The sequence below is a fragment of the Brucella lupini genome, assembly GCF_002252535.1.
GTDB lineage: Bacteria > Pseudomonadota > Alphaproteobacteria > Rhizobiales > Rhizobiaceae > Brucella > Brucella anthropi.
In genome coordinates, this window is the sequence record NZ_NNRN01000049.1 from 198,033 (window position 1) to 208,713 (window position 10,681).

Here is a 10,681-nt window from a genome sequence, read left to right on the forward strand (position 1 = left end):
CCCATTCGCATCGGTTTTGGACCGCTGATACTTTTCGTCTTTTCATGCATTGGTATTTATCTCGCCTGCGGACGTCATGCGACGACACGTATGTTCGCAAAAAAATTCTATCTTTTCATCGTCTTATATGCTGTCTGGTCGTTAGGCTTGATCCTGTTTCGCGGCGAGCCTTTCCACGATAACCGGCAGATCGGCTATACTCTGCTGATCACCATTTTCGCTTTTGCCGGTTCCGGAATGGTGCTTATCCGTGATCCACTGCGAGCCTATGTCCTTGGCGCACGCGTTGGAACGCTGCTTGCCGTCATTATCGCGGTCTGCCTTTCTATCGTCGACGGTGGACGCATTGGCATTGGCGGCAATCAGGCCGTTTTCGCATTCGTTGCTGGGGTAGCGGCGATCTCTGCTGCGATCCCGCTGCGCAACACATCACGCTACTTGCCGAATGGTCCGCATTGGCTGGTTCTCGGGTTCGCCGCTGTTTTGACCTCTGAAACACGTGCAGTCATTGTGGTGTTGCCGATATTTGTCGCTGTGGAAATCCTCATCTTCCTGAAGCGTTTCAGCATCAGGCAACAGGGCGCGGCTTACGCAATACTGTTTGCCGCAACAGCGGCTCTGGTCGTTGTCGGCCCTGTCGGAAGCATCATTTCCAAGCGTTTTTCTGGAATGGTCGAATACTACGATACCGGGCGTGCCGCTGACTGGGAAGACAAGATCTCAGCCGATATCCGCGAAGTCATGTGGAAAAGTGCGTCTCGTGTTATTGCGACCCATCCGTTTACAGGTGTCGGCTCCTATTCGAAGATGGATTTCGTAAAGGCTGAGGCTGGCGATAAGGCTACGATGCTGAACGGCTTCCGTCACGTGCACAACACGATTCTCGATGAACTGCTGAACGATGGCATTGTTGGTCTTATCTTCATGGCCGGCGCATTTATCTCGATCTTCGTCTATCTGTGGCGGACCGCCGATAGTTGGGCGATGCGGCGAGCATTAATTTATTTCGCTGTTATCTGTGGCAGTTACGGCATGCTGCACAATCCGCTTTTGCACGAGGTGACCATCGCCTCGACCATGTTCTTCCTCGCAGCACTGAATGCGGCTGCATCGCGACGAATGATGGCTGCGCGCCGCGCAGGTCTCATCTCGTATATTTTTGGAAAGAAATCAGCCGCATGAAAGCCATTGTAACGGGCGCAGCCGGATTTATCGGGTTCCACACGGCGCAACGACTGCTGGATGAAGGCTGGCAGGTCATCGGCATAGACAATGTGAATGACTATTATCCGGTTGCCCTGAAAGAAACCCGGCTCTCCAAACTTCATATGAGGGAAGGCTTCAGGTTTGCAAAGGCGGATATTTCCGATGCGGAAGCGTTCAATGCGGCAATCGGTGCTGATCGGGATGCAGATATCATCGTGCATCTGGCAGCGCAGGCGGGTGTGCGATACTCCATTGAGAACCCCACCGTCTATATCTCCGCTAATGTGCAGGGACAGGTCACGGTCTTCGAAACAGCGCTCAGACTGGATAAGCGACCGCCTGTCGTCTATGCCAGTTCATCGTCGGTCTATGGCGCGAATGAAAAGGTGCCTTTCTCCGAAAGCGATCCTGTCGATCATCCCGTCTCGATCTATGCCGCGACAAAGCGTTCGGGCGAATTGCTGGCCTACTCCTACCGTCACGTGCACAAGCTCCACTCTGCGGGCTTGCGTTTCTTTACCGTCTACGGTCCCTACGGGCGGCCTGACATGGCGCCATGGCTGTTCACGTCCGCGATCCTCAAGGGTGAGCCGATCCGGGTGTTCAATAATGGTGAGATGAAGCGGGACTTCACCTTCGTGGACGATATCGTCAGCGGTGTAGTCGGTGCGGCACGACGCATACTCGACAAACCGGAAGATACCGCACCTGTTTATAATCTCGGCAACAACCGGCCCGTAATGCTGAACGATTTCATTGCTGCAATCGAGAAAGCGACGGGCAAGGAAGCAATCCGTAAGCTCGAACCCATGCCAGCTGCCGACGTGCCGCGTACTTACGCCGACATCACGCTTGCTGCTGGCGATCTTGGCTTTAGCCCGAAAACGACACTCGATCAGGGGATTCCTTTGTTTGTCGAGTGGTTTCGCGGCTATAATGGAGCGCGATGAGCGAACCAGCATCCAGACGCGGCTTCAGGCCGCTAGCAGACATGGCTTCGGGTCTGGTGGACCCGATGCTGCAAAAGCGTGCCGGTATCAATCTCGCTTTGCTTCAGTCGTGGGAAGATATTGTCGGGCCTGCCATCGGTGCAACGTCGCGTCCGCTGCGCATTATCTGGCCCCGTCGTCTGCATGAGGATGATCCGTTTTCACCAGCAACGCTGATTATCGCCTGTGAAGGCTTCGCAGCCCTGCAAGTTCAGCATGAAACAGGGGAAATCATCAGCCGTATCAATGGCTTTCTCGGCTTCTCGGCAGTCGGGCGCATTCGCATCGAACAGAAGCCGCCGGTCATTCCAGCCAAGCGTCGGATAAAGAGGCTGGCGCCGCTTGGTCCAGCGGAAGAACGCCGCATCGACAAGGCCACGGACGGTATTGAAGATGACGCGCTTCGCGCAGCACTGGCGCGTCTTGGCAAGAACATTCTCGCAGAGAAGCGGACGATCGGTCGAAAAGACGGTAAGGACAGCTGAATTCGGCTTGCTGCCATAAAATTGATGCAAGCTTTCAGCAGTTTGAACTAGGTACTCCAATTGATTGTCGCAAATATGAAGACAAAAAACACAAGGTGCTGACTTTCATGTGAACGCTGCGGGTCTAGCGAAGTGCGATCTGCCGCTTTAGATTGTATGTCGAAGTCAACTATTGAAACAGGACTGGATGATTCGGATGCCTGCAGCGTTTAATCGCAGACACGTTATTTCTCTCGCCGGAGCAGCGGCTGCCGGGCTGGCGTTTGCCGGTGGTGCGAATGCGCAGCAGCGCGATCCTGAAGGCACCGTTGATGCGGCCAAGATTGCCGAACCCGGCAAGCTCAAGGATATGGTCTATGGCAAGGCTGACGCGCCGGTCACCATCGTTGAATATGCATCGCTGACCTGCCCGCATTGCGCAGATTTTACGATCAACACATTCCCGAAAATCAAGGAAAAATATATCGATACGGGCAAGGCACGGCTCATCTTTCGTGAGTTCCCGTTCGATCCGCGCGCGACTGCCGCTTTCATGCTGGCGCGCTGCGCACCGGAAGACCGTTACTTCCCCATGGTCGACGTTTTCTTCAAGCAGCAGCAGCAGTGGGCGACCGCCGAAGATGGTGAAGCAGCTCTCCTGCAAATTGCAAAACTTGCCGGTTTTACACAGGAGTCCTTCAAGGCTTGCTTGACGAACCAGCAAGTTCTCGATGATGTGAGAGCGACGATGGAGCGTGGGTCGAAGGATTTTGGTGTGAGTGCAACGCCGACTTTCTTCATTAACGGACAAAAATACGCTGGAGCGCTTTCGGTTGACGAAATGTCGGCAATCATCGACAAGCTTCTCTGATCCGGTTTTCAGATCGAAAAGCGGGCGCTCTTTTGCGTCCGCTTTTTGCGTTTTTGAGATAGAGCATTTCCAGCAAAAGTGCGAAGCGGTTTTGCGTGGGATAATGCGTACAAACAATGAGCTGGAGCGGTTCCACCACCCGGTTTTAACAGGCACCGCTCTCGCTGCAGGAGGGGCATTCTGATGCGCTTCTCCAGGCTGCGCCTTGTCGGTTTCAAATCTTTCGTCGAGCCCATGGAGTTCGTCATCGAAGGCGGGCTGACGGGCGTTGTCGGCCCGAATGGCTGCGGCAAATCCAATCTGGTCGAAGCGCTGCGCTGGGTGATGGGTGAAAACTCATACAAGAACATGCGCGCCTCCGGCATGGACGATGTGATCTTTTCCGGCTCGGCCACGCGGCCCGCGCGCAATACTGCGGAAGTCACGCTTTTTCTCGACAATTCTGACCGCACCGCGCCTGCAGCTTACAATGATGCGGACGAATTGCAGGTCTCTCGCCGCATTGAACGGGAGTCGGGATCGGTCTATCGCATCAATGGCAAGGAAGCGCGCGCCAAGGACGTGCAACTTCTCTTTGCGGACCAGTCCACCGGCGCACGTTCACCGTCGATGGTCGGGCAGGGGCGTATTGGTGAGCTTATTCAGGCAAAGCCTCAAGCCCGTCGTGCGCTTCTGGAAGAAGCGGCTGGCATTTCGGGCCTGCATACGCGCCGTCATGAGGCCGAGCTGCGCTTGCGTGCTGCTGAAACCAATCTCGAGCGTCTGGACGATGTGGTTGGCGAGTTGGGAAGTCAGATTGAAAGTCTGAAACGTCAGGCGCGTCAGGCGAACCGGTTCAAGGCACTTTCCGCAGATATTCGCCGGGCGGAAGCCGCACTTCTGCATTTGCGCTGGTCGCAGGCAAAGATGCAGGAAGGCGAGGCGCAAAGCGCCCTGGCGCAGGCAACCTCGGCTGTCGGTGACATGGCGCAAGCCCAGATGAACGCGGCGAAAGTACAGGCGGTCGGCGCACACAAACTGCCCGAACTGCGTGAAGCTGAAGCGAAAGCTGCGGCTGCATTGCAGCGTCTTTCCATTGCCAGAACGCAGCTTGATGAGGAAGGCGAACGTCTTCGTGCCCGCCGGGCAGAGTTGATAAAGCGTCTTGAGCAGCTTTCCGCCGACGTCGCGCGCGAAGAAGAAATGATGCGTGAGAACGCCGATATTCTGGCGCGTCTCGATGACGAAGAACAGGAACTGATCGCTGCCGCCGAAGAATCCGGCGAGCGCGATCAGGAACTGCATGCACTGTTTGAGGAAGCGGAAGTTCGCTTGCAGGACAGCGAGAACGCTTTGTCCCGCGTTACGGCTGAACGTGCCGAAGCTGCCGCAGAGCGTGTGCAGATCGAGCGGGCATTGAAGGAAACACGTGATCGTCGTGACCGTCTTTCTGTCCAGATGGAAGCGATCGAGCGCGACATCGCTGCTGTCGCGGAACAGATCGGTGGCCTGTTCGATCCTGCGGAAAAGCGCATCGTGGTCGACAGTTGTATGGAAGCGCTGGCATTCGCCGAGGAAATGGTTGCCACCGCGGAGGAGCTTGTTGCAAGTGCGCGCGAAGCCGAGGCCGCCAGCCGCCAGCCTTTGAGCGAAGCGCGCACGGAGCTGAACCGTATCGAAACGGAAGCGCAGACGCTGGCCCGCATTTTGAATGCCAGCGAAACGGGACAATTTCCGCCGGTGGTGGAAGAACTGCGTGTCGAGAAAGGCTATGAAGTAGCACTTGGTGCGGCACTCGGCGAAGATCTTGATGCGGCCAGCGATGAACACGCACCGGTCTACTGGGCTTACAATCCCGCAGCCAATGCCGATCCCGCTCTGCCCGACGGCGTGACACCTTTGGATCGGCTGGTAGAAGGGCCGCAGCAATTGCGCCGTAGGCTGGCACAGGTCGGCGTTGTCTCGGAAAGTGAAGGCAAGCGCCTGCAAACCATGTTGCGGCCCGGCCAGCGGCTCGTCAGCAAGACTGGTGCGCTCTGGCGCTGGGATGGTTATACAGCGAGCGCCGATGCGCCGACCCCGGCAGCCCAGCGACTGGCACAAAAAAACCGGCTGGCGGAGCTCGAACAGGAGGCGATTGCCGCGCGCAAACGTGCCGAGCAGGCTGAGCAGGATGTGCAGCGAACCGAAGCCGGCGTCCGCGAGGCGGTCGAACAGGAACGCGTCGCGCGTGATCAATGGCGTGCTAAGCAGCGCAAGCTTGATGAAGCGCGTGAGGCTCTGGCGGCTGCTGAGCGTGCAGCAGGCCAGTTGGCAACACGCCGTGCCGGTCTGGAAGACAGCAAGGCACATCTGAAAGAAAATCTCGAAGAAGCGCAGATCCGTGTCACGGAAGCCGAAGACCGGCTTGACGCAATGCCGGATATCGATGCGATTGGCGAACGCCTTGCCGCATTGAGCAGCGAAGTCATGTCGGACCGCACTGCTCTGGCCGAAGCGCGCGCTGCTTACGAAGGGCTGCGGCGCGAGGCCGATGCCCGCAAACGGCGGCTGGAAATGATTGCGTTGGAGCGCCGCAATTGGAAAACCCGCGCCGAAAATGCGGACCGTCATATAGCTGCTTTGAATGATCGCCGTGCGGAAACGGCAGATGAGGCCGAGGTGCTTGCCGAAGCGCCTGACGAAATCGAGGGTCGCCGCCGGGCACTGTTGAACGAACTTTCGCAGGCCGATGCCCTTCGAAAACAGGCTGGCGATATTCTGGCCGAGGCTGAGGCTGCACAGGCGGAACTCGACAAGACGGCGGCCCTTGCTATCCAGCAATTGGCAGCAAGTCGCGAACAGCGTGCGCGTGCCGAAGAACGTCTTGCGGCGGCGGAAGAGCGGCGCAAGGACGCCGAAGCCCGTATTGCCGAAGCTTTGAACTGCCCACCGCATGAAGCTATCCGCCAGACAGGTTTAGGGCCGGACGAAGCTTTGCCTGATCCTGACCAACTAGAACGCCAGTTGGAGCGGTTGAAGATCGATCGCGAGCGGCTCGGGGCGGTTAATCTGCGCGCCGATGAGGAACAAGAAGAACTGTCCGGACGTCTGGGCATCATCGTCTCCGAGCGTGAGGACGTGATTGAGGCGATAAAGAAACTGCGCCAGGCAATCCAGAGCCTCAACCGTGAGGGACGCGAACGCCTGCTGGCTGCGTTCGACGTGGTGAATGTGCAGTTCCAGCGTCTGTTCACGCATCTGTTTGGCGGCGGCACGGCTGAACTGCAATTGATCGAAAGCGACGATCCGCTGGAAGCCGGCTTGGAAATTCTGGCCCGCCCGCCTGGCAAGAAGCCGCAGACCATGACACTGCTTTCCGGCGGCGAGCAGGCACTGACGGCCATGGCGCTCATCTTTGCTGTGTTCCTCACCAATCCGGCACCGATCTGCGTACTCGATGAAGTGGACGCACCGCTGGATGACCATAATGTGGAGCGTTACTGCAATCTGATGGATGAAATGGCGGCTTCGACCGAAACGCGCTTCGTGGTCATCACGCATAATCCGATCACTATGGCGCGCATGAACCGTCTCTTCGGCGTGACGATGGGTGAGCAGGGCGTGAGTCAGCTTGTTTCTGTGGACTTGCAGACGGCGGAACGGCTGCGCGAAGCGGGATGACGATCATAAAACCTTCAGAGCTAACAGCATGGGCGACAATTTCGGCCGCGTAAATCACTGGATGGTGTAATGTCCTAGCGCCACTAATATCCGCCAGGCTGCCATTGCTGACGGAAACGTTGATCGGTCGCGACGGCACGGGCCGGAGACATCATCAGATCGGCAATCTGAGCTTGAATATCGGGAAACGGCTCGCGCGCAAGGGCGATATCCGTGCGGCGCGGAACGGCGTCGTCGCTGAGCTGATCTGAAGAATACCATCGAGACAAAAATTGTAAGATTGGTCTGGATGGCGCAGACGATTGACTGGGCGTTTCTGGAAAAGCACTTCGGGGAAGTTTACAAGGATGGTGGTGGCCTGCCACCCTGACGCGGCTGATGGCAGGACCTGCAATCCTCAAGCACACCTTCAACCTGTCGGATGAGGCCGTCTGCGCCCGTTACCTCGACAGTCCTTATTTCCGTGTGCCTTGAGCTGGCGTTTGTGTGTGCCGGCGCAACTGTGTTGAAGTTGGGAGTGGGCCTCCCGAAGCCGACCTGCAGGGGCCGGCTTCAAACCACTCCATGCTGCTTCGTTTCAAGAGACGTGGTGATGAGCGATGGAGAAAAGGCGGTGCGCGACGCCTTTAGGTGTGTGGCGAGAAGATGAGCGAAAGCGAACCGCTGACGACATATCGAAATGGGCTCAGACTCAGTCAAACCAGAACAAGGTTATCTTTGAGCAGGACGCAGAGGGTGGGATCGAACATCGGACCTGAACCTGGACGTCGGTCTCCTGATAGATGCACTTGCGGGTCGTCTGTCGGAAGAAAGTTCGAAAGCCCGTTTGCCAGAGTTCGCCGATGCAGTACGTGATCCGATGTGCGAGGAGGTCGCGCAGAGGAATGGACAGCCGCATGAGAGGTAGTTGTTACCCGCGGGGCGGCAATCATCTGCGCGCATCCACGCTCGATGCGGCACGAAGTTTGAGGAGACCTGTACCATGGCCAAAATTGAATATCTCATGCCCCGGGGACGGTGACTGTGGTTCAAGAGGCTTTGCTTGACCCCACGAGGCTTGAGCTCAATGCTTCTCAAGAATGATAGCTCGTCGTGGATAGTGTATTCACTTATAGGCCAACAGCCTTGCGCAGAGCCTCATTCATGCGGCTCTGCCAACCTTTGCCAGTAGCCTTGAAGCGTTGAACCACATCCTGATCGAGCCGGATCGTAACCGGTGTCTTGGGATCGTCGATACGCGGTCGGCCCCGAATGGCCTTCTCCATCTTGGCGGCCATTTCCGGGAGGGCTTCTTTGAAGGGTTTTGCCTTGGCAAGTTGTTCATCGGTGGCTTCTGGCGCATCAGGATCACTTGCGATCATCTTCTGGATTGCTGCCTCTTCTTCCTGAGTGAGAGGGCGCTTAGAGGAAAATTTGATACCCATCATAGCTTCCTTTCCTTTTGGCTTGCTGGACGCATGGAGATAACGGAGAGGGCTTCCGAACCAATCGGCTTGAAGACGACGACGATAATGATCTGACCGTTGAATTCGCCGATTGCCATCAAGCGATCTGCCTTGGTAGGGAAGACCTTGGCCGACAAGAAGAATTCTAAATGCAAGTGTTGAGTTTCAATTGAGTTTGAACCAGTTTTCCATTTCGCTCTGATCCAATTGCGAGACAGATACCATTGTGTTTTCAAGAGCATGAATTCAACTGACTGGGACATGGTCAAACGGAAAACTGGTTCAATTTGAGATGAAATTCAACAGAATATTGTTACGAACCTTTTGCGTGTGCGCGCCCATGATAGTATCGATCGTTATTTAAGAGCGCTTACCTTAACTTAATGCTTATTTAAGCTAAGGGCCAATTGCTTAAATAACACTGCGCCCGCATAATTGGGCATGTCCGAATCAGATTCTAACCTTCGGCTAGGCCGCTTCGTCAAGACCCCTGTTGCGGGCGAAATCGTGCGTGCCTTCGTGCCGCCTTCACTGCCGCCCGAACCGCCGATCGACGTGCTGGCCCTTCTGGAGCGGCTAGGCCTGGCCGAACGCGCGTTGGGTCGTCTGGACGGGATCACGATGTTGCTCCCGCGTCAGGAGCTGTTCCTCTACATGTATGTAAGGAAGGAGGCCGTCCTTTCATCCCAGATCGAAGGCACACAATCGACTCTTTCGGACCTGCTCCGCTTCGAGACCGAGGCGCAGGTCGGCCAGCCGATTGACGACATCCGCGAAGTCTCGAACTACGTCGATGCGATGATGTATGGGCTGGAACGGCTGGAGGAGCTACCGCTGTCACTGCGTCTGATCCGCGAGATGCACGAACGCTTGCTACAAAGCGGACGCGGCGGGACGAAAAATCCCGGCGAGTTTCGACGGTCTCAGAACTGGATCGGCGGCTCACGTCCCGCCAACGCGCTGTTCGTACCGCCGCCGCCGACCGAGATGGACGATTGCCTCGATGCGCTTGAGCGCTTCATGCACGAGGACGGCTCCCGTCTACCCGCTCTCATAAAGGCCGGACTGCTGCATGTCCAATTTGAGACCATCCACCCGTTCCTTGATGGCAATGGCAGGATCGGCCGCTTGCTGGTGACGTTGTATCTCTGCGTCAACGGTGTGCTGCGCAAGCCACTCCTCTATTTGAGCCTGTACCTGAAAACGCATCGCGCCGACTATTACCGCCTTCTTCAAGAGGTGCGCGAGCACGGGGGTGGGAAGCCTGGCTCGATTTCTTCCTTACCGGAGTTGCGGAAACGGCCAATCAGGCGTTCGAGGCCGCTACCCGTATTGTTGATCTGTTCAAGGAAGACCGCGAGCGGATTACGACAGAGAGCGACCGGGCAGGCTCCGCACTGCGTATCCACGATTTGTTCCAGCAGAACCCGTTCCTGACGGCCAACCAGCTCGTCCAACAAACAGGGCTTTCGGCTCCGACCGTGAATGCGGCACTCGCCGATCTGGAACGGTTTGGCATCGTTGAGGAAATCACCGGGCGCAAACGGGGGCGCGTGTTCAGTTACCGGCGATATCTCGCCATCTTGAGCGAGGGAACCGACCCGCTCCCCATGACGGCTTAAAAGGGGAGTCCGTGCCGATAAAAACTACATCCGCCGCACAATTCGCGACCGCCTTCACTTGGCGTTTTCCTTGGACTGGTATTCGTCAAACAGTGCCATGATCTGTCGCATCATGACATGCATGGGGTCATCACCCATTTCCTGTGTGATCGAAACCAGCTGAGCCGGGAGGAAATCCGGCAGGCAACAGGGTATGGTCTTGAGGACGTCGCTGCGGTGATGCGTGCGCTCGCCACCATTGCCGAAGGCGTCGATATTTCGTTTCGCACGCGGCCCATGCTGTCGGATGTCGCGGACGAAATGGTGCTGGAAGCTGCATTGAACGGGCAGGCGGAGGCCATCGTGACGCACAATGTCAAGGATTTCCGTCCGGCACTTGGACTGGGTATGACCGTGATAACTGCGTATTTCAGAATTCGCGGACAGCGATTTCATTAAATCG

At 56.7% G+C, this 10,681-nt stretch carries 9 protein-coding genes and 2 pseudogenes; 9 read left to right on the forward strand and 2 right to left on the reverse strand.

Going from position 1 to position 10,681, the window contains the following annotated elements; genetic code table 11:
- The first annotated feature begins 90 nt into the window (after positions 1-90).
- The 7 genes and pseudogenes from CES86_RS15905 to CES86_RS27925 all read left to right on the forward strand — a co-directional run.
- Complete coding sequence (locus CES86_RS15905) at positions 91-1,182, forward strand: O-antigen ligase family protein (RefSeq protein WP_235819927.1); 1,092 nt, start codon at positions 91-93, stop codon at positions 1,180-1,182.
- Entirely contained in the window at positions 1,179-2,156 is a 978-nt protein-coding gene (locus CES86_RS15910; protein WP_094514878.1) for an SDR family NAD(P)-dependent oxidoreductase, read from the forward strand. The genes CES86_RS15905 and CES86_RS15910 overlap by 4 nt, the downstream gene beginning before the upstream one ends.
- On the forward strand, positions 2,153-2,680 hold the full coding sequence (locus CES86_RS15915; RefSeq protein ID WP_012090872.1) for a DUF721 domain-containing protein: 528 nt from the start codon (positions 2,153-2,155) through the stop codon (positions 2,678-2,680). The genes CES86_RS15910 and CES86_RS15915 overlap by 4 nt, the downstream gene beginning before the upstream one ends.
- Before the next feature lie 196 nt (positions 2,681-2,876).
- Positions 2,877-3,530, forward strand: a complete 654-nt coding sequence (locus tag CES86_RS15920; protein ID WP_010658427.1) for a DsbA family protein — start codon at positions 2,877-2,879, stop codon at positions 3,528-3,530.
- A 183-nt stretch (positions 3,531-3,713) separates the two neighbouring features.
- Positions 3,714-7,172, forward strand: coding sequence for a chromosome segregation protein SMC (gene smc / locus CES86_RS15925; protein ID WP_094514879.1), 3,459 nt, complete (start codon positions 3,714-3,716; stop codon positions 7,170-7,172).
- A gap of 104 nt (positions 7,173-7,276) precedes the next feature.
- The gene (locus CES86_RS27530; protein ID WP_158304318.1) at positions 7,277-7,423 is read left to right on the forward strand and encodes a hypothetical protein; all 147 of its coding nucleotides are present in this window, start codon (positions 7,277-7,279) and stop codon (positions 7,421-7,423) included.
- Positions 7,424-7,452: 29 nt separating this feature from the next.
- Positions 7,453-7,637, forward strand: a pseudogene (locus CES86_RS27925) (IS5/IS1182 family transposase); the annotation flags it as partial.
- A 644-nt stretch (positions 7,638-8,281) separates the two neighbouring features.
- Here CES86_RS27925 and CES86_RS15935 read toward each other — a convergent pair.
- Together CES86_RS15935 and CES86_RS27535 are read right to left on the reverse strand one after the other, a co-directional pair.
- Positions 8,282-8,596, reverse strand: coding sequence for a BrnA antitoxin family protein (locus CES86_RS15935; RefSeq protein WP_041545288.1), 315 nt, complete (start codon positions 8,594-8,596; stop codon positions 8,282-8,284).
- Positions 8,596-8,880: a BrnT family toxin gene (locus CES86_RS27535; RefSeq protein ID WP_158304319.1), complete on the reverse strand. Its 285-nt coding sequence runs from the start codon at positions 8,878-8,880 to the stop codon at positions 8,596-8,598. The genes CES86_RS15935 and CES86_RS27535 overlap by 1 nt, the downstream gene beginning before the upstream one ends.
- 178 nt (positions 8,881-9,058) lie before the next feature.
- On the opposite strand from CES86_RS27535, the pseudogene CES86_RS15940 reads away from it, so the two are divergent.
- Both CES86_RS15940 and CES86_RS27930 read left to right on the forward strand, forming a co-directional pair.
- Positions 9,059-10,239 (forward strand): annotated as a pseudogene (locus CES86_RS15940) (Fic family protein).
- Between the two features lie 219 nt (positions 10,240-10,458).
- Positions 10,459-10,677: a PIN domain-containing protein gene (locus CES86_RS27930; RefSeq protein WP_268902976.1), complete on the forward strand. Its 219-nt coding sequence runs from the start codon at positions 10,459-10,461 to the stop codon at positions 10,675-10,677.
- Positions 10,678-10,681: the final 4 nt, after the last annotated feature.

Excerpts from the sequence above, each read along its gene's own strand:
- CES86_RS15905 (WP_235819927.1), top strand. The coding sequence starts at position 91 with ATGTTCGCAAAAAAATTCTATCTTTTCATCGTCTTATATGCTGTCTGG.
- CES86_RS15910 (WP_094514878.1), top strand. The coding sequence starts at position 1,179 with ATGAAAGCCATTGTAACGGGCGCAGCCGGATTTATCGGGTTCCACACG.
- CES86_RS15915 (WP_012090872.1), top strand. The coding sequence starts at position 2,153 with ATGAGCGAACCAGCATCCAGACGCGGCTTCAGGCCGCTAGCAGACATG.
- CES86_RS15920 (WP_010658427.1), top strand. The coding sequence starts at position 2,877 with ATGCCTGCAGCGTTTAATCGCAGACACGTTATTTCTCTCGCCGGAGCA.
- smc (WP_094514879.1), top strand. The coding sequence starts at position 3,714 with ATGCGCTTCTCCAGGCTGCGCCTTGTCGGTTTCAAATCTTTCGTCGAG.
- CES86_RS15935 (WP_041545288.1), bottom strand. The coding sequence starts at position 8,596 with ATGGGTATCAAATTTTCCTCTAAGCGCCCTCTCACTCAGGAAGAAGAG.
- CES86_RS27535 (WP_158304319.1), bottom strand. The coding sequence starts at position 8,880 with ATGTCCCAGTCAGTTGAATTCATGCTCTTGAAAACACAATGGTATCTG.
- CES86_RS27930 (WP_268902976.1), top strand. The coding sequence starts at position 10,459 with ATGCGTGCGCTCGCCACCATTGCCGAAGGCGTCGATATTTCGTTTCGC.